This window comes from Bradyrhizobium sp. CFUWI, assembly GCF_056429085.1.
The window spans coordinates 105,789-123,322 of record NZ_JBWJZE010000014.1 but is presented as its reverse complement, the minus strand read 5'-3'; the positions used below and the strand labels follow the sequence as shown (position 1 = coordinate 123,322).

At 65.4% G+C, this 17,534-nt stretch carries 14 protein-coding genes; 6 read left to right on the top strand and 8 right to left on the bottom strand.

Going from position 1 to position 17,534, the window contains the following annotated elements; all coding sequences use genetic code 11:
• Positions 1–5: 5 nt before the first annotated feature.
• The 5 genes from AC066S_RS27345 to AC066S_RS27325 form a co-directional block, all read right to left on the bottom strand.
• Positions 6–1,211 (bottom strand): beta-ketoacyl-ACP synthase, encoded by a 1,206-nt coding sequence (locus tag AC066S_RS27345; RefSeq protein ID WP_126261229.1) that lies wholly within the window; start codon positions 1,209–1,211, stop codon positions 6–8.
• Positions 1,208–1,678 (bottom strand): 3-hydroxyacyl-ACP dehydratase FabZ family protein, encoded by a 471-nt coding sequence (locus AC066S_RS27340; protein WP_135168351.1) that lies wholly within the window; start codon positions 1,676–1,678, stop codon positions 1,208–1,210. Before AC066S_RS27340 ends, AC066S_RS27345 begins: the two co-directional genes overlap by 4 nt.
• A gap of 10 nt (positions 1,679–1,688) precedes the next feature.
• Positions 1,689–1,976 carry an acyl carrier protein gene (locus tag AC066S_RS27335; RefSeq protein WP_007592476.1) on the bottom strand — a complete coding sequence of 96 codons (288 nt, stop codon included), beginning with the start codon at positions 1,974–1,976 and terminating at the stop codon, positions 1,689–1,691.
• A 213-nt stretch (positions 1,977–2,189) separates the two neighbouring features.
• Positions 2,190–2,531, bottom strand: coding sequence for a hypothetical protein (locus AC066S_RS27330; RefSeq protein WP_126261227.1), 342 nt, complete (start codon positions 2,529–2,531; stop codon positions 2,190–2,192).
• Positions 2,532–2,742: 211 nt separating this feature from the next.
• Positions 2,743–3,666, bottom strand: coding sequence for a hypothetical protein (locus AC066S_RS27325; protein WP_478271069.1), 924 nt, complete (start codon positions 3,664–3,666; stop codon positions 2,743–2,745).
• A 426-nt stretch (positions 3,667–4,092) separates the two neighbouring features.
• On the opposite strand from AC066S_RS27325, the gene AC066S_RS27320 reads away from it, so the two are divergent.
• Together AC066S_RS27320 and AC066S_RS27315 are read left to right on the top strand one after the other, a co-directional pair.
• The gene (locus tag AC066S_RS27320; RefSeq protein WP_478271068.1) at positions 4,093–4,260 is read left to right on the top strand and encodes a hypothetical protein; all 168 of its coding nucleotides are present in this window, start codon (positions 4,093–4,095) and stop codon (positions 4,258–4,260) included.
• A complete protein-coding gene (locus tag AC066S_RS27315) occupies positions 4,257–6,821 on the top strand; it encodes a cation-translocating P-type ATPase (RefSeq protein WP_478271067.1) in 2,565 nt (854 codons plus the stop codon). Before AC066S_RS27320 ends, AC066S_RS27315 begins: the two co-directional genes overlap by 4 nt.
• A gap of 107 nt (positions 6,822–6,928) precedes the next feature.
• Here AC066S_RS27315 and AC066S_RS27310 read toward each other — a convergent pair whose 3' ends face one another.
• Positions 6,929–8,668 (bottom strand): ATP-binding protein, encoded by a 1,740-nt coding sequence (locus AC066S_RS27310; RefSeq protein ID WP_135168355.1) that lies wholly within the window; start codon positions 8,666–8,668, stop codon positions 6,929–6,931.
• Between the two features lie 434 nt (positions 8,669–9,102).
• On the opposite strand from AC066S_RS27310, the gene AC066S_RS27305 reads away from it, so the two are divergent.
• Positions 9,103–10,068: a catechol 2,3-dioxygenase gene (locus AC066S_RS27305; protein WP_135168356.1), complete on the top strand. Its 966-nt coding sequence runs from the start codon at positions 9,103–9,105 to the stop codon at positions 10,066–10,068.
• A 206-nt stretch (positions 10,069–10,274) separates the two neighbouring features.
• Here the strand turns inward: AC066S_RS27305 and AC066S_RS27300 are convergent, their stop codons facing one another.
• Positions 10,275–13,796, bottom strand: coding sequence for a molybdopterin cofactor-binding domain-containing protein (locus tag AC066S_RS27300; protein WP_478271066.1), 3,522 nt, complete (start codon positions 13,794–13,796; stop codon positions 10,275–10,277).
• A complete protein-coding gene (locus AC066S_RS27295) occupies positions 13,796–14,278 on the bottom strand; it encodes a (2Fe-2S)-binding protein (RefSeq protein WP_135163888.1) in 483 nt (160 codons plus the stop codon). The genes AC066S_RS27300 and AC066S_RS27295 overlap by 1 nt, the downstream gene beginning before the upstream one ends.
• 251 nt (positions 14,279–14,529) lie before the next feature.
• Here AC066S_RS27295 and AC066S_RS27290 point away from each other — a divergent pair, with 251 nt between their 5' ends.
• Genes AC066S_RS27290 through AC066S_RS27280 form a run of 3 tightly spaced genes read left to right on the top strand, consistent with a single transcriptional unit; the run spans position 14,530 to position 17,480 of the window.
• Positions 14,530–15,987, top strand: a complete 1,458-nt coding sequence (locus AC066S_RS27290) for a 6-hydroxynicotinate reductase (RefSeq protein ID WP_167767362.1) — start codon at positions 14,530–14,532, stop codon at positions 15,985–15,987.
• Entirely contained in the window at positions 15,984–16,880 is an 897-nt protein-coding gene (locus AC066S_RS27285; protein WP_478271097.1) for a UPF0280 family protein, read from the top strand. Before AC066S_RS27290 ends, AC066S_RS27285 begins: the two co-directional genes overlap by 4 nt.
• Positions 16,881–16,895: 15 nt before the next feature.
• The gene (locus AC066S_RS27280) at positions 16,896–17,480 is read left to right on the top strand and encodes an amino acid synthesis family protein (RefSeq protein ID WP_126261219.1); all 585 of its coding nucleotides are present in this window, start codon (positions 16,896–16,898) and stop codon (positions 17,478–17,480) included.
• Positions 17,481–17,534 lie beyond the last annotated feature (54 nt).

Sequence of the window (17,534 nt, the reverse complement as noted above, 5' to 3'; positions counted from 1 at the left end):
GTGAGCTAGCCAACTGCCTCGACCAGCGCCATGCCTTCGCCGCGCCAGTGTCCGGCTCCCACCACCACAATCTGGGTGGGTGCTCCCTGCATTTCAATCTCGGTACCGGTGGAATCGTTCGGCGGGAACAGCGCACCGCGCGAGATCGACAGCGCGGCGAGCGCGATGCCGAGCGGGAATTGCGTCTCCATGGTGTGGCCGAACATCGTGCCGGTCGAACGCACCGGGAAGTCGGCGTGAGCCTTCAGGAAGCCGCGCTCTTCGCTCGTCGCCGGCTCCGCACCGGTCGCGCCCGTGATGATCGCGCCCTTGCCCTCGCGCTTGGGCAGCTTGGCCCAGAGCTGCTCCAGCGTCGCGGCCATGTCGCCGGGCTGCTTGCGCCGGGCGAGATCGGCGACGACGCTCGACAGTCTTGCGAACGGCTTTGCACCGCGCGCTTGCGCGTGGGCTTTCGATTCCAGCACCAGGAACGCGCCGGCCGAGCCGAGCGCGAAGCCGGCGTGGTCCTTGCGCGCCCACACCGGTGCAAACTTGTCCTTCAGGTTGAAGTCGCCGAATTCGTAGAGGACCATCAGGTCCTTGCGCTCGCCGTTGTGCGAGCCGCCGACCAGGGCAATGTCGCTCTCGCCCGAGGCGATGCGCGCCAGCGCGATGCGGGCGGCATCGGCGCCAGCGACTTCCTCGCCCATGAAGGTGCGCGAGGTGCCGCCAAGACCGTGCACGATGGCGATGTTGCCGGCGAGCAGGTTGGAGAGCTGCGCCAGGAACAAAGTCGGCCGCAGATCGCTCATCAGCCGTTCGTTGAGGAAGCCGGGCGCGTTCGCTCCCTTGGCCTCGGCCGTCAGGACGCCGGTGTCGACGTTGAGGTCGCGCTCGCCGCCGCCGGCGGCCACCACCATGTCGATCTTCGACAGGATGTCCTTGTTGCCCTTGATCCCGGCAGAGTCGAGCGCAAGGCCGGCGGCATAGGTGCCGATGCGCTGCCAGGCTTCCATCTGGCGCTGGTCGCCCTTCTTCGGGATCTGGCTGTCGAAGGTCACAGGCATCAGGGGATGCACGATGTAGGGCGCAAAGCCCTTCTCGTCGACGTTGATGCGCTTCTCCTGAAGCGCAGCCCAATTGGCGTCCAGGCCCTCGCCGAGCGAGGTCGCAAGGCCAATGCCGGTGATCCAGACTTCGGTCTGGCCGGGCTTCGCAGCAGTGTCAATCATGGCGAGACGGCCTGTTGGGGAAAGCCGACACGCTCGGCGACTTTCGCCATGTATCCGCGCATATCCGCATTGGGGAAGGGGATCAGCGTGAAGGTCAGCGACGAATTCGCCCGCAGCTTGCCGCCGACCCTGATCTTGGCTTCGGTCATGGCGTAGCCGGAGCCTTCATAGGTGAGACTCGCCTCGATGCTCATGAGGTCGCCGGGGAAGACCGAGCCGCGCACCTTGGCCTCCTTCACGGCGGCAAGGATCGGCATGCGCTCGAACTTGAATACGCCGAGCTGGAGCCAGCCCGAGGCCTGCGCCATCGATTCGATCAGGAGCACGCCGGGCATCAAGGGGTAACCCGGGAAGTGCCCCTCGAAGACGGTGCTCTCCTTCGGGACCTGGGCTTCGACGACGATCGTCTTCTCGTCGACCTTGAGGTCGACGATGCGATCGATCATGTGGAAGTATTCGAGTTGCATGGCCGCGCGCTTACGCGCTCGCGCCCTTGGCCGCAACCAGTTCGTCGATGCGGGCGCACAGGTTCTTCAGCACGAAATACTGCTCGGTGGTCGCCTTGCCGTCGTTGACCTCCTGGGTCCACTTTTCCAGCGGCAGCTTGATACCGAACTGCTTGTCGATCGCGAACGCGATGTCCAGGAAATCGAGGCTGTCGATGCCGAGATCGTCGATGGCATGGCTATCCGGCGTGATCGTGTCGCGCGGGATGTCGCAAGTTTCAGCGATGATCGTGGCGACCTGATCGAATGTGGAGGACATCACTAAGCCTTTGATATATTGCGGGTATTTGTCAGATTGTCCAGAGTGGCACGGTGGGTGGGCATCGCGCCCCTGATGACGCCCTCAACCCCCGCTCTGGCCGGGTCGAAAGCCCGTATATCGGAGCGCCGCCCTGAGTTCAATGGAGCCGGACAGGCGAGGGGACGGGGCTGGGGATGCCCGCCGGAGCTCCCTCCGGCCGGCGGATCGGGCCTAGATATGCGGCGTCGTGATCTTGACGCAGTCGCGACGGCCCATCAGCACGCAATCCTGGGTCCGGCGCAGGTCGGCGATGCTGACCGCGAGCCAAATTCCGATTGCGGTCAACGCGATCGTGAAGGCCAGCGCCGCGATGTTGGCGAGCATGCGATGACGGTAATCGCCCGGCTCGGCACGAGGCTGCTCGTAGCGTGACAGGTCGAGCGGTTCGGGCGCAACGCGCATCGGCTGCACGGTACCGCTACCGCGGCGGACCGCAGGGGAAGGCGAGGTGCGCGGCCTGAACTGGAGCACCCGGTGCTCGTCGTCAGAGCTTATGGGCCGCTGGGTCGTCATAGGGCGGGGATCACTCCGAAGCAGCGCTTTTAGATAGCACACGTGATGAACGCGTTGCAGAAAATCTTCGCAATGTCCGCGTGTAATCTGGCGCGCGCTCTATTTGTGCATGGACCGTGCGGAGCGATCGTGGGACCGGCCGTCATGTCGGCGGCAGGACGCGGGGCTTGCGTTGCAACAACGCGCTGGCGACGGCCGAAGACGTCGCGCCTCAACCGGCCAGGTCTCGCTCGATGTTGCGCAGCCGCACGAAGGCTGCCCAAGCCTGCGGATAGTCCTTGTCGGCGGGATCGATCGCAAGCAGCGCGCAGCGTGCTCTCTTGATCTCTTCCGACGACACACGCTTCGTCTCCAATGTTCTCGACTGCTCCCAACGCGCTTCGATCTCCTTCGCGACAGCCAAGGATTCAGCGGCCGTCCGTTCCTGCGTCGATTTAGCCGGGCACTGGCCTGAGGGCGGCGCCGGCCATGCGACCGGCGGCCGATCCGCCTGCCAGATCGGTTCGCTGTCCGGTACAGGCTTCACCGGCGAAACAGAAGGTTGCCCTGCCGGCACCGGTCCCGTCCCGGCCAGTCCTGTCCTCGCCGGACCGGGCGAGCCCGCCGCTCCCGGTGCGACTGCTGCTGTCCGCGCCGCGAGTTGGCCAAGCTGTTGCTCCATCGTGCCGCCACTGGATGGGGGAATGACCTTCCCGACGGCCTTGGCCACCGCCAGCGCGCCCGGTGTGACCGGCATTTGTTGTTCGGCAGTCCTGACCTCGGTCGCCGTTGGGCACGATTTGTATGCAAAGTGTTGGGAGGTAATCCGGCCGTCGTCGTCGACCCGGGCGAAGTCGCTGGCCACGGTGTAGACGAACGCGGCGTCGATCGCGTGGCCGGCCCTGTTTTTCGCGTTCACAACACCGCACACGTATCTCGCAGCGTCTGCCTCGACCGTTCGCAGGCCTCTGAAGTGAGCTGAATGCGGCTCGATCAGCACGCGAGAGACCGCCGCTCGGGCCTTGCGGTGCTCGGATTGAAAGATGCTCCATATTTCATCGGGATTGACGATGTCGGGCTGGTAGTTCCACATGTAGCCAACCCCGAAGAATGCTGCGCCGACGCACGTCGCGACGATGGATGCTCGCAGGTTCATGAGATGGCGCCCTTTAGCAGGCACGACTCGTCCGCGTCTCCGTCCGTGGACTTTGACGGAAATCGTGGAGGTTGTGCCGAAGTGTTTGCGCTAATAAGGGGCGAGATTCTTAATAAAACGTGTTCGATTGTGGAATCATTCTTGTTCCCGCAGAGCGGGAACTTTATTTCCGCCGGCGGCGTCAGTTTCGCAGGCGAGTGACACGCCCCTCGTTCGGCCGCGCTTGTCTGGACAGGCAAAGAAGCAAGCGGCCGCGGCGGAGTTCGCGGGTTCAGCGACATCGCGTCTCAGGCAACGGTTTGACATTCCGCAAATGCGTGTGGAGGCCAGCCGGTACTGTCCGCCTGCATGATTGCCGAAGCAGCGTTCTGCCCTGAAGTCGACGGGTGAGGTGGGCTCAAGGTCATGCCAACTGGAGACACGGCCATGAGCATCATCTTCCGCATCCTCTTTGTCACTGCCGGCGCAATCACCGCGCTGTTCGTGGCGCGTGATGCCCTGAACTTCACCATCATTCAGACCTTCGTCGCTGTCCTGCTTGTGACAGCCATCGTGGGGGCTGGAAGTCTCTGGAGCCTGCGGCGGAAGACGTGAGCAAGGCAGAACGCGGCATTTCCGGCGGGCTGAGCGAAACCGAGGCTCGGCTGCGGCTGCAACAGGACGGTTACAACGAGCTGCCTCGGGCGGAGCGGCGCACGCCGCTGCGCATCGTTCTCGAAGTGTTGCGCGAGCCGATGCTCGCGCTGCTTCTGTGCGGCGGGCTGGTTTACCTCCTGCTCGGCGACCTCCGCGAGGCGCTGCTGCTCCTCGCATTCGGCGGCATCTCCGTCGTGATCACCATCGTCCAGGAGACCCGCACCGAACGGGTTCTGGAAGCCCTGCGGGAGCTGACCAGTCCGCGCGCGCTCGTGGTCAGGGATGGGGAGCGGCGGCGGATCGCCGGCCGGGAGGTCGTCCGTGGCGATCTTCTCGTCCTGGCCGAAGGCGACCGGATTCCGGCAGACGCGGTGCTCGTCAGCGCGCATGATCTGGCGGTCGACGAATCGCTGCTGACCGGCGAGTCGGTCCCTGTTCGCAAGCAGGCCGTTAAAGCGCCGACGCCCGAAGCTGCTTTGGCCGAGCATCGCCCGGGCGGCGACGATCAGCCTTTCGTGTATTCGGGCTCGTTGGTCGTGCGAGGCGAGGGCCTGGCCGAGGTCGAGGCCACCGGCCCTCGCAGCGAGATCGGGAAGATCGGACTGTCGCTGCATGGCTTGCAGGCAGAGCCGCCGCGGTTGCAACAACAGACCGCACGGCTGGTGCGGCTTTGCTTTCTCGGCGGCGCGGCGATCAGCCTGGCCGCCGTCCTGCTTTACGGAACGTTGCGCGGGGATTGGCTGCAGGCGCTGCTCGGAGGCATCGCGATCGGCATGTCGATGCTTCCGGAGGAGTTTGCCGTCGTCCTCACGGTGTTCATGGCGATGGGCGCCTGGCGCATTTCAAAGGCGCGCGTGCTGACGCGGCGCGCCGCCGCGATCGAGGTGCTTGGCTCCGCCACGGTGCTGTGCACCGACAAGACCGGCACGCTGACGCAGAACCGGATGTCGGTTGCGGAACTGAGGCTGCGCGACGGGGCGAGCATGAGCCTTGCCTCATTGCAGCCCGCTCCTGTGGGAGCAGAGTTCTTCGAGCTGGCGCGTTGCAGCGTGCTGGCGAGCTCGCCGCAACCGTTCGATCCGATGGAGAAGGCCCTGCATACGTTCGTGCAGGCGAAGCTGCCGAAGGATCAGGAAGCCGGCGGCACTCCGACCTTGATACGCACCTACGGCCTGCGACCCGAGCTGCTGGCGATGACCCAGGTCTGGCGGTTGCCGCATCGCCAGGACGTCTTCGCTTCGGCGAAAGGCGCCCCCGAGGCGATTGCCCGCCTCTGCAAGCTGGATGGGGCGCAGCAGGAGGCGATGCGCGATTCGGTCGCGGCGATGGCAAAGAATGGTCTACGCGTGCTGGGCGTGGCTGCTGCGACCTGTGGCGGCGAGAATCTGCCGACCTCGCAGGAAGGCTTTTCGTTTCGCTTCCTCGGTCTCGTCGGGCTGGCCGATCCGCTTCGCCCTGGCGTCCCCGAGGCCGTGGCGGAATGTCGGTCGGCCGGCATTCGCGTCGTCATGATCACGGGCGACTATCCTGCGACCGCCATGGCGATCGCCGCGCAGGCCGGGCTCGACGTCAAAGAGGTCGTAACCGGTGCGCAGATCAAGCTCGCGAACGAGAGCGAGCTGGAAGCGCTCGTCAGGAACGTGAACGTGTTCGCTCGGGTCCTGCCCGAGCAGAAGCTGCGGATCGTTCAGGCGATGAAGCGCAACGGCGAGATCGTCGCGATGACCGGCGACGGCGTCAACGACGCGCCGTCCCTGAAGGCTGCCCATATCGGGGTCGCGATGGGCGGCCGCGGCACCGATGTGGCCCGCGAGGCATCCTCGATCGTTCTGCTCGACGACGATTTCGGCTCGATCGTCGCATCCGTCCGCCTCGGGCGCCGGATTTACGACAATCTCCGCAAGGCGATGGCCTTCATATTCGCCGTCCACGTTCCGATCGCGGGGCTGGCCCTGCTTCCCCTGGTGTTCGGGCTGCCCGTGATTCTCGGCCCCGTTCACATTGCGTTTCTGGAGCTCATCATCGACCCCGTCTGTTCGCTGGTGTTCGAAGCCGAGCGGGAGGAACGCGATGTCATGGCGCGTCCGCCACGGCGCGCGGATGCGGAGCTGTTCTCGTGGGCGTTGGTCGGCTGGAGCGTTCTTCAGGGTGTTCTGGCGTTCGCGCTGATCGCCGCGATCTTCATCGTCGCGCTTCGTTCCGGCGTTCCTCCCGATGAGGCACGCACGCTCGCCTTCATCGCGCTCGTCGTCTGCATCGTTACGCTGGTGCTGGTCAACCGGTCCTTCAGCGCGTCGTTCCTGTCCGCCTTCTTCCGTCCGAACCCGGCATTGCTCTGGATATTCCTGGCGATCGCACTTGTTCTCGCCGCGGCTCTGTTCTGGCCGCCGGCGTCCAGCCTGTTTCGTTTCGGTCCCCTGCACCTGGACGATCTCATGGTCACGTTCGGCGCAGGCTTGCTGGTGCTCACCGTGCTCGAATTGCTGAAACCGATATGGGCAACGCGGCTGCGATTCTGACTGCCGCCCGGAGAGCCCGTCTTCGAAGCCACCGCCGGATGCGAATCTTCCTTGCCGGCTCTGCGCAGCAGCTTTCACGCTGCAGCGCGTTCGGGAGGCGAGAGTCGTTACCGCAACGGCTTCTTCAGGAGCGAGAAGCGGTCCGGATCGAGCCCCATCGAGGGTTGCAGCATCGGGGCCTCGACGTTGGAGAGCGTTTTGGCGGGCGGGGCCGAGAACACCGGATCGTTCGGCACGTCACGCTGCGAGGTGGCGCCGCGCCAGCGCTCGAGCACGGCGCTGACGAAGTGCATGTCGTGGCCGGAGGTAACCGACGGCACGCTCGAGATGGTGGCCTCACCGCGCGGCAATTGATGCGGCGGCACCTCCTTGAAGCGCAAGCGCGTCGGCAGCGCGACGCCTTCGCCGAAGGCCAGCACCTCACGCGTGCCGAGCGAGGGCACGAAGGACAGCAGGTTCGCGGCGGCGTCCGATACCGCAGCGCGCAGCAGCGCCTGGTCGCGCTCGTTGGCAAGACGCATCGTGAACAGCGTGTTGCACTGGGAGATGATGGTGGCGTCGAGCTCGGCCGGACGCTGGGTGATGAGGCCGAGATAGACGCCGTACTTGCGGCCTTCCTTGGCGATGCGCGACACCGCCTTGCGGGTCGGCCCGAAACCGATATTGCGGTCGGCGGAGGCGTAGCGATGCGCTTCCTCGCACACGAACAGCAGCGGCGAGACGCCGTCGCTCCACAGGCCGAAATCGAAGGCCATGCGGCAGAGCACCGAGACGACGGAATCGATGACTTCGGCCGGGAAGCCGGCGAGCTGCATCACGGTCATCGGCTTGCCGTTCGCCGGGAGGCGGAACAGATGGCTGATGACCTCGGCCATGGTGTCGCCGCCGACATTGGCGTTGTCGAACATGAAGGCGTAGCGCGGATCGTTGCGCACCGCCTCGATGCGCGAGATCAGCTTGTGATAGATGATGCGCGAGGAGCGGTTCTCGAGCTTGCCCATGCGCTCGTCGATCAGCGACATCAGGTCGACCAGGCGATAGGGCACCGGCGTGTCGACGGTGTAGCCGATCTGCTTGGGATCGATGCGCTTGAGACCGATGCGGTCGGCGTTCTGGTATTGGGTGTAGACGCCCTTGGCGAGCGGGATCACCTCGGCGAGGATGTCGAGCTCCTCGGGCACGCCGGCGCGGCCACCGAACAGCACGTCGACGATTTCCTCGAAGTTGAACAGCCAGAACGGTAGCTTCAGGTTCCGCGGGTTGAGCACCAGCGCGCGGTCGCCGAAGCAGCGGCCATATTCGTTGTGCACGTCGAGCAGGAAGATGCGCAGGTTCGGGCGCGCCTTCAGGATCTCGTTGAGCAGCAGTGACACGCCGGTCGATTTGCCGACGCCGGTCGATCCCAGCACCGCAAAATGCTTGGACAGCATTTCCTCGACGTCGACATAGGCGACGACCGAGCGGTCCTGCTGGAGGAAGCCGACATTGATCTGGTCCGAGCCGGTCGGCGCGTAGATCGTGCGCAGCTCCTGGCTGGTGATCAGGTCGACGGCATCGCCGATGGTCGGATAATTGGTGACGCCGCGCTGGAATTTCGGCTTGTCGCTGGCGTTGAGGATCTCGCCGAGCAGGTCGACCGAGGCGACCGCGATATAGCTGTCGCTGCTGGACAGGTTCTCGCAGGACACCTCGGTGATCATCGCGACGATGACCGAGCTGGCGCTGCGAATGCTGACGAAGCGGCCGACGGTTGCCCGAACTTCCGAGATGGGCATCTGGCTTTCCGCCAGCAGCCCGACCCGGGCGAGCGATCCGCGAACCGAAATCACGCGTCCAAAGGATGTCACGATCAATGAACCTGGCAAGAGCGAGGGATTTGTCCCGGACTATGCGCGGCCGTCGCTGGACAAACGGTTAAGCGCCAGGCGCGCCCGCTTCGTTAAATCCGCGACAATTCGGCTGTGAGATTTGTTTCCGAACGCAGACTTATGGGCGGAAACGGCAGGAAAATGCTGCAATTCCACGGCCGTTGGCGCAAAAAGCTGTTAAGGAATATTTTACCATCCGGCCACTCGGTTCCCCGTTTTCGGGGATGTTGGCCCGCGCGCAACGAAGTCATCCGGTTTCGCGGTGGCGTTTGATTTGTTGACGGGACCTAATCATTTGTACATTAGTACAAATGAACCGGCGGCCTCGGTGTCGCCTTCGGGCGGGTGAGCGTGGTGCAACCCTGTACCCGATCGCGCGATCCGGCGGATCGCTGGCCGTGCTGGAGGAAGACATGCAGCCCGAACCGATCCTCGATCTTGCTCATCTCGGCCATATGGAGCTGCTGACGCCCAAGCCCGATGAGAGCCTGAAATTCTTCGTCGACGTCATGGGCATGACCGTCAGCGGCCAAAAGGGCGAGTCGGTTTATTTGCGCGGCTGGGACGATTACGAGCGCTACTCGCTGAAGCTGACGGCGTCGAAAACCTCGGGCATGGAGCACATGGCGCTGCGCGCACGCAGCCAGCAGGCGCTGGAGCGCCGCGTCGCCGCGCTGAAAGGGTCCGGCTTCGACATTGGCTGGATCGACGGCGACATGGGGCAGGGCCCGACCTTCCGTTGCCGCGATCCCGACGGTCACATCGTCGAGCTCTATTACGAGACCGAGTGGTATCAGGCGCCGCCGGAGCTGAAGCCCGCACTGAAGAACCAGGCGCAGCGTTTTCCCGCGCGCGGCGTCAATGTCCGGCGTCTCGATCACCTCAATTGCCTTGCCGTCGACATCAAGGCCAACCGCGAATTCTTCGAGAATTACCTCGGCTGCCGCCTCACGGAGCAGATCGTACTCAACGACGGCCGGGAAGCTGCGATGTGGCTGACGATGTCGAACAAGAGCTACGATTTTGCCTATTCGCTCGACCATTCAGGCGTGCCGGGCCGCTTCCATCACGTCACCTACGCGCTCGACAGCCGCGAGGAGATTCTTCGCGCGGCCGATATTTTCCTGGAGAACGGCGTGCACATCGAGACCGGCCCGCACAAGCATGCGATCCAGCAGACCTTCTTCCTCTACGTCTATGAGCCCGGCGGCAACCGCGTCGAGGTCGCCAATGCCGGCGCGCGCCTCATTCTCGCGCCCGACTGGAAGCCCATCGTGTGGACCGAGGAGGAGCGCAAGAAGGGCCAGGCGTGGGGGCTGAAGACGATCGAATCGTTCCACACCCACGGCACGCCGCCGGTGGAGATGAAGCACGGGTGAGTTAAAGCATGCGAGCTGGGCGAGGTCTGGGCAAGCGCCTCGTCCTTCGAGACGACCGCTTCGCGGTCTCCTCAGGATGAGGCTAAGCGGCAGCTTTGCCTTATTGAACTGCTACCAAGCACTCCGTCCTCATCCTGAGGGCCCGCCGTAGGCGGGCGTCTCGAAGGATGGCCGAAGGCGAGCTTTACGCCTTCCTTCGTCTTACCTCAGTGCGTCGACCCACGCACCCGCGCGATTATATCGCGTACGCCTGACCATGCCGGCTTGTCCGGTGCGAACTGCTTGCGCAGGAAGGTGACGAGCTCCTCGATTTGCGCATCGCTCATGCTGTTCCTGAACGCGGGCATGTAGCCGAGATCGCTTGTGACCGGTTCGGCGATCCCATGCAGGATCACCTGGACCAGATTGTCCGCCGTCGCGCTGTGCAGGTTGCTGTTCAGCGCGAGCGAGGGGCGGCTGCCGAACAGCGGCAGGCCGCCGACCTCGTGGCACACCGCGCAGGCGCCCTGATAGAGCCGCGCGCCGGCGGACGAGGCGACGGTGACCTGCGTTGCGCTCTCCAGTTTCGCGGCGAGAGCAGGCGCATCGGCGGCGGCGTCGTTGAAGGAGTTGAGATAGACCACCATCGCGCGAATGTCCTGATCCGGCAGGGCTCTGAGGTCCCTGACCACAGGTGCCATCGGACCGGCGGCGACGCCGTGATAGCGCGAATGGCCGGTGCGCAAGTACGCGAACAGCTCGTCCTCGCTCCATGGGATCGGCGCGTGCGAGAGCGCGGTCAGCGGCGGCGCTTCCCAGCCTTCGGCGAAGCCGCCGGCAAGATAGGCATTGCGCTGCTCGGCGCCGAGCGCGTTGCGCGGCGAATGGCAGCCGCTGCAATGGCCAAGACCTTCGACGAGATAGGCACCGCGATTCCAAGCTTCCGACTTCGCGGGATCGGGCCTGAACTCCCGGGTCTGATGGAACAATGCATTCCAGCCCGCAAGCAGCGGACGGAGATTGAACGGGAAGGCGAGCTCGTTCGCCGGCGGCGTCGCGTGCACCGCAGGCTGCGCCATCAGATAGGCGTAGAGCGCCTGCATGTCGGCGTCGCTGGTCTTGGCGAAATGCGTGTAGGGGAAGGCCGGATAGAGCTGCCGCCCATCACGATGCAACCCGTCGCGCATCGCGCGCTCGAAGGCGGGATAGGACCATGCGCCGATGCCGGTGTCGACATCGGGCGTGATGTTGGTGCTGTAGATCGTGCCGAACGGGGTCTCCAGCGCGCGGCCGCCGGCATTGAGCGAGCCTCGAAGCGTGGTGTGGCACTCCGCGCAATTGCCGAGCGCCGCGAGCTGCGCGCCGCGGGCGATCGTCGCCGCGGAATAGACCGATGCATCCGGTCGCGCGATTGGCGCGATGGCGCGCCCTGGCAGCAGCGCGGCGCCAATGCCGATCGCAGCAGTGCACACCGCCGTAATTGCTGCGAAGATGCCGGCGCGCTTGGCGAACGGATTTTCCCAGATGCGAGACGGCGGCGGGGCCGTGGGCGCGGGCAGGGGCTGGGGCGCGGTCGATGTTTCGCCGTGAAGCCCCCTCAGGATGCGCTCGGGCGTGAACGGCGGCTCGCGGAAGCGCACGCCGGTGGCATCGAAGATCGCATTGGCAATCGCCGCCGCACTCGGCACCGAGGCGGACTCGCCAACGCCGAGCGGCGGCTGGTCCTGCCGCGGCAGCATCAGGACGTCGATCTTGGGTACGTCGGGGAAGGGGATGATCGGATAGGCGCCCCATTCGCGCGCCGCCACGGCGCCGCGTTCGAACGAGACCTCTTCCATCAGCGCGCGGCTGGTGGACTGGATCACGTTGCCGTGGATCTGGTGGCGTACGCCGTCCGGGTTGATCATCAGGCCGGAATCCTGCCCGGCCACGACACGGGTCACGCTGACGTCGCCGGTGGTCTTGTTCACCGAGACGTCCGTCACCCAGGCCGACCACGCCGCGCCGTAGCCGGGAAACTTGCTGTGGACGTAAAGGGCATAGGCAAAGCCTCGCCCGTGCACGATCTCGCCGTCCTTGTCCTGCCTCACAGGGCGTGGCGTCCAGCCGGCGCGCTCCGCCACGGCATTGACGAGATCGATGGCGCGCTGGTCCTTCAGGTAACGCAGGCGATATTCGATCGGGTCGATTCCGGCCTCGGTGGCGGCCTCGTCGATGTAGGATTCGTGCGCAAAGGTGTTCGGCAGCGCGGAGACGCCGCGAAACCAGGATGCGCGCACGATCGGCGGCGTGTCGTGGGCGACGACGCGCATGTGCTCGTAGTCATAGGGCGGGATCGCGGTGCGATCTCCCATCTGGAGCACGGCTGGCTCGGGGGAGATCCGGCCGGTGAGCAGCAGGGCCAGCGTGGGCGCGGCGTTCGAGGGATAGCGCGTGGCGAGGTCGTAACCGGCGATGCCGCCGTTGGCATCGAGCCCGCCATTGACGTCGATGAGCTGCGCGGTGCCCTTGGGCTCCCAGGCGTGCTCCTGCTCGCGCGACAGCTGCACGCGCACGGGACGGCCGACCGCGCGCGACAGCAGCAGCGCGTCGGCGGTGACGTCGTCGGCGCAGTTGCGGCCGTAGCAGCCCGCGGCCTCGAGGCGGATGACCTCGATCTCGCTCTCGGGCCGCTCGATCAGGAGCGCAAGATCGCTGCGCAGCACCTGCGGGTTCTGCGTGCCCGACCAGACCCGGATATTGCCGTCCTGAAAATCCGCGACCGCGCAGGACGGGCCGATCGACGCGTGCATCTGATACGGCCAGACATAAGTGCGCTGCATCAGCTTGGCCGCGCCTGATATCGCCGCGCCAACATCGCCCTTGTCGATCAGCGTGCGCGGGGTCGATGGATTGGCGCGCAGTGCGGTCTCAACGTCGGAAAGATCGGTGAGGGTGGGAGTCGGCTTCCAGCTCACCTTGAGCTGCTCCGCCGCGCGGATCGCATTCTCCTCGCGCTCCGCGACGACACCGACGAAATCGCCGATGCGCACCACGGCCACGAGGCCGGGAATGCCGCGGACCGATGCTTCATCGACCGCGATCAGGCTGGTGCCGACAAAGGGGCCTGCATCGACACCGGCATAGGGCGGTCGCACCACGCGGCCGTGCAGCATGCCGGGCACGCGGATGTCATGGACGAAGGTCAACTCGCCCGTGGCCTTGGCCGGCAGGTCGACGCGTGGGACGGATTGACCGACGATGGCGTAGTCGCCGACGGGTTTGACCGCGACATCGTCGGCAAGCTCGAGCCGGATCTCTTCGCCGCCGATCAGCTCGCCATAGCTGACGCTGCGATTGTCGTGCCCGCGCACGAGGCCGTCCTCGATCCTGAGATCGGCCTCCGGCAACTCCAGCCGCTCCGCTGCGCGCGCGATCAGGAAGTGTCGCGCCTGCGCTGCGGCCTTGCGCAAGGGCACGGCGGTGATCTGGATGGTCTCGCTGGCGATGGTCGCGCCCTGGTTCGGCACCAAGGCAGTGTCGCCGAGCACGATCACGACGCGCGCGAAGGATACATCGAGCTCTTCGGCGACGATCTGACCGAGTGCCGTGCGAATGCCGGTGCCGAGATCGACATGGCCGTTATAGGCCGTGACCGAACCGTCGGCGGTGATGCGGACGAAGGTCTCGGATGTAACCTCGTCCACGGTGCGGACGACGACAAGCGATCCCGATGACCGGTCGGCTCCGTTCGAAACAGGGGAGGCCATCAGTCAGCCGCCTCGGTGAGCTGGCCCGACGCCCGCATCACGGCGCGCAGGATTTCGACATGGGTGCCGCAGCGGCAGAGATTGTAGCGCAATGCCGCCAGCGCCTCCTGTTCGGTCGGCCGCGGGTTGATCGCGAGCAACGCCTTGGTGGTCATGATCATGCCGTTGAGACAATAGCCGCATTGCGCGGCCTGCTCGTCGATGAAGGCCTGCTGCACGGCATCGGGCTTATCGCGCGTGCCGAGACCTTCGAGCGTCACGATGTCGCGGCCGGCGCAGCCGCTGACGGGAATGACGCAGGCGCGTGCTGCGGCTCCGTCGATCAGGACAGTGCAGGTGCCGCATTCGCCGAGCCCGCATCCATATTTCGGGCCGTTGAGCGCGAGATCGTTGCGCAGCACGTAGAGCAGCGGCGTCTCCGGCGCCGCATCGATCTCGTGGATCCTGCCGTTCACGGTGAGGCGGATCGGTGTCTGCGTCATCCTTAGGTCCAAGTCTTGGGTCCAAGCCCGCATCAAATTCGACATCGCGACGATACCGTTTGTACACAAACGTGCAAGCCGTGCATGCCGCAGTGCAGCGCGACTGCCTTGTTAGTGGACAGAGCGGATAGGCAAATGAGGTTTTATGCGGCAGCTGCATCTTTTGCACTGCACCGCCGCTTGACAGCCGGAGGCGACCGCGCGCAACATCGTTCGTATACGAATGATAACCCGCGCCAGCTGGGTCCGACATGGTGACTGAAACGACGAGCGCCGCCATCGACAAGATCCGCTGCGATGCGTGTCCGGTGATGTGCTATATCAAGCCGGGCGCGGCGGGTGCCTGCGACCGCTACGCCAACCACGACGGCAAGCTCGTCCGGGTCGATCCGCACGTGATCCTGGAGCGCACTGTCTCGCATGGCGGCAAGCTGGTTCCGTTCAGCCGCACCGAAGACTGGGACGGCAAGATCGTCCATGAGCCCTCGACCTTCGTCACCGCGATCGGTGCGGGCACGACCTACCCCGATTACAAGCCGGCGCCCTTCATCGTCTCCGCCGAGGTTGACGGCGTCGACATGGTGACTGTGGTCACCGAGGGCATCTTCTCCTATTGCGGCGTCAAGGTGAAGATCGACACCGACCGCTATCTCGGGCCGGAGACCGCGACCGTGCGCGCCCAGGGTGAGGCGGTCGGCCACGTCACCACCAGCGAATACGGCTCGCAGATGCTGTCGCTCGGCGGCGTGCATCACCTGACCGGCGGCTCCAAGAAGGAGGGCCGCGTCACCTGCGACACGCTGATGGACCTCGCCAATTGCAAGGCGGTCGAGCTCACCATCGACGGCGGCGCTACCGTGGTGGTGCAGGCCGGGCAGCCGCCGATCGTCAACGGCATCCGGGAAGAGCGCATGCGCGTCGGCTGCGGCTCGGCGACGATCGGCATGTTCGCCAAGCAATGGCACGGCAAGGTGGATGAAGTCGTCGTGGTCGACGACCACATCACCGGCGTGCTGAGCGAGCACCAGGCCGGCAAGCTGCTCGACATCGCCGACACCGGCATCAAGATGAAGGGCCGGCGCTCGACGCCGGGCCGCTATTTCCAGGTCGCCGATCCCGGCACGGGGTGGGGCGGCACCAACATTTCCGATCCGCTGGCGATCCTGGGGCCGTTCGATGCCAAGGAGGCGCGACCCGGTCTGACCATGCTGATGGTCTCCACGACCGGCGAGCACTCGTCCTATTACGTGCTCGACGAGGCCCTGAAGCCGGTCGAGACCGAGATGCCGGCCGATCTGAAGTTCTCGGTCGAGCGCATCCAGGAGAATTGCGAGCCGGCGCTGTGCACGGTGCTGTTCATGGCGGGTGCGGGTGGTTCCTTGCGCGCCGGCGTCACCGACAATCCTGTGCGGTTGACGCGCTCGGTGAAGGACGCGCTGACGCGCGTCACCAGCGGCGGCGCGCCGGTCTATGTCTGGCCCGGCGGCGGCATCACCTACATGGTCGATGTGACGCAGATGCCGGCGGGCGCGTTCGGCTACGTTCCGACCCCGGCGCTGGTCGCGCCGATCGAGTTCACGATGAAGCTGTCTGATTACGCCGCGCTCGGCGGCCACATGGATTACGTGAAGCCGCTGTCCGAGGTGCAGAACGGCGACGATGTGCGGCAGCTGCCGTGGCAGAACCCGATCCCTGGGCCACGGGCATGACGAGGCTGCCGCAAATCGCATTGCTGTCCGACGGCCGGCGGCTGCATTTGCAGGATGGCCCGATCGACCTGATCATCGAGGCGAGGGGGCGTGCGGACGCGGTCCGTGCGGCCTATGAGACCGCGGCGCAGCGGTTCACCGGATTGCTCGACGAGCTCTGCGCGGAGCTGCCGGAGCTGCGCGCCGCAGCCGAGGCGCGGACCTCGCTGAGGGGTGTGGTGGCGCGCCGGATGCACGCGGCGGTCGCGCCCTTTGCCGCCGATGGCTTCATCACGCCGATGGCCGCCGTTGCCGGTAGCGTGGCGGAGGAGATTCTCGGCGCCATGCTGGGCGCTGCGGCGCTCGATCGCGCCTATGTCAACAATGGCGGCGATATCGCCCTTCATCTTGGCAGAGGCGAGCATTTTTCGATTGGCCTGATGGATCGTCCCGATCGTGACGGCGTCATGCGCGCCATGCGGGTCGATGCGGATGACCAGGTAGGGGGCGTCGCGACCAGCGGACGCCACGGCCGCAGCTTTTCGCTCGGGATTGCCGATGCGGTAACGGTGCTGGCTGCAACGGCGTCACAGGCCGATGCCGCGGCGACGGTCGTCGCCAATGCCGTCGATCTTCCGGGGCATCCTGCCATCGTCAGGCAGCCGGCTTGCGAGCTTCAGCCCGACAGCGATCTCGGCGCGCGTCTTGTCACCCGGCATGTCGGTGAATTGTCACAGAATGAGATCGCAGCCGCCCTCGAATCTGGCGCGGAATGTGCACGTCAATTGTTCGATCGTGGCTTGATCGAGGGTGCCGTATTGCAGCTTTGTGGTGATATGCTTGTCATCGGACCTAAGGATATCGAAGAGCAACGAACGCGCCCGCGTCTGCCGGAGAACGCGGTCTGTGCCTGAACAGGGAAGCGAACCATGAGCGCGATCATCCGCAAGATCGTCACCGTCGTCGAAGAGACGCAGATGGAGATGGGCCGCCAGGTCTCGCCGCCGACCCGGCGTGCCGCGGCGATCGCCGTGATCGAAAATCCTTTCGCTGGACAATATGTCGAGGATCTCTCGCCGCTGATCGCGATCGGCGAGGAGCTGGGCGAGCTTTTGTCGAAGCGTGCGGTGGCTGCTCTCGGCATCGATGGCGCGAAGGCGCAGAGCTATGGCAAGGCCGCGGCCGTCGGCGAGAACGGCGAGTTGGAGCACGCCGCCGCGATCCTGCACCCGAAAATGGGGGCGCCGGTGCGTAAAGTCCTGAGCAAGGGCGCGGCGCTGATCCCGTCGTCGAAGAAGCGCAGCGGGCCGGGCACGACGCTCGACATTCCGCTGGGGCACAAGGATGCGGCTTTCGTGCGCAGCCATTTCGACGGCATGGAGGTGCAGATCAACGATGCGCCGCGGGCCAACGAGATCATGGTCGCCGTCGCCGTCACCGACAGCGGTCGTCCGCTGCCACGCGTCGGCGGGCTCACGGTCGCGGAGATCAAGGGCGAAGACGGTCTGAGATAGGTTCGAACCGGGGAGGCGGGCACAGCTTCTCCGACAAGGTCACGCTGAAGACGT

Coding starts and splice junctions, on each gene's coding strand:
- AC066S_RS27345 (WP_126261229.1), bottom strand. CDS start 1,211: ATGATTGACACTGCTGCGAAGCCCGGCCAGACCGAAGTCTGGATCACC.
- AC066S_RS27340 (WP_135168351.1), bottom strand. CDS start 1,678: ATGCAACTCGAATACTTCCACATGATCGATCGCATCGTCGACCTCAAG.
- AC066S_RS27335 (WP_007592476.1), bottom strand. CDS start 1,976: ATGTCCTCCACATTCGATCAGGTCGCCACGATCATCGCTGAAACTTGC.
- AC066S_RS27330 (WP_126261227.1), bottom strand. CDS start 2,531: ATGACGACCCAGCGGCCCATAAGCTCTGACGACGAGCACCGGGTGCTC.
- AC066S_RS27325 (WP_478271069.1), bottom strand. CDS start 3,666: ATGAACCTGCGAGCATCCATCGTCGCGACGTGCGTCGGCGCAGCATTC.
- AC066S_RS27320 (WP_478271068.1), top strand. CDS start 4,093: ATGAGCATCATCTTCCGCATCCTCTTTGTCACTGCCGGCGCAATCACC.
- AC066S_RS27305 (WP_135168356.1), top strand. CDS start 9,103: ATGCAGCCCGAACCGATCCTCGATCTTGCTCATCTCGGCCATATGGAG.
- AC066S_RS27300 (WP_478271066.1), bottom strand. CDS start 13,796: ATGGCCTCCCCTGTTTCGAACGGAGCCGACCGGTCATCGGGATCGCTT.
- AC066S_RS27295 (WP_135163888.1), bottom strand. CDS start 14,278: ATGACGCAGACACCGATCCGCCTCACCGTGAACGGCAGGATCCACGAG.
- AC066S_RS27290 (WP_167767362.1), top strand. CDS start 14,530: ATGGTGACTGAAACGACGAGCGCCGCCATCGACAAGATCCGCTGCGAT.
- AC066S_RS27285 (WP_478271097.1), top strand. CDS start 15,984: ATGACGAGGCTGCCGCAAATCGCATTGCTGTCCGACGGCCGGCGGCTG.
- AC066S_RS27280 (WP_126261219.1), top strand. CDS start 16,896: ATGAGCGCGATCATCCGCAAGATCGTCACCGTCGTCGAAGAGACGCAG.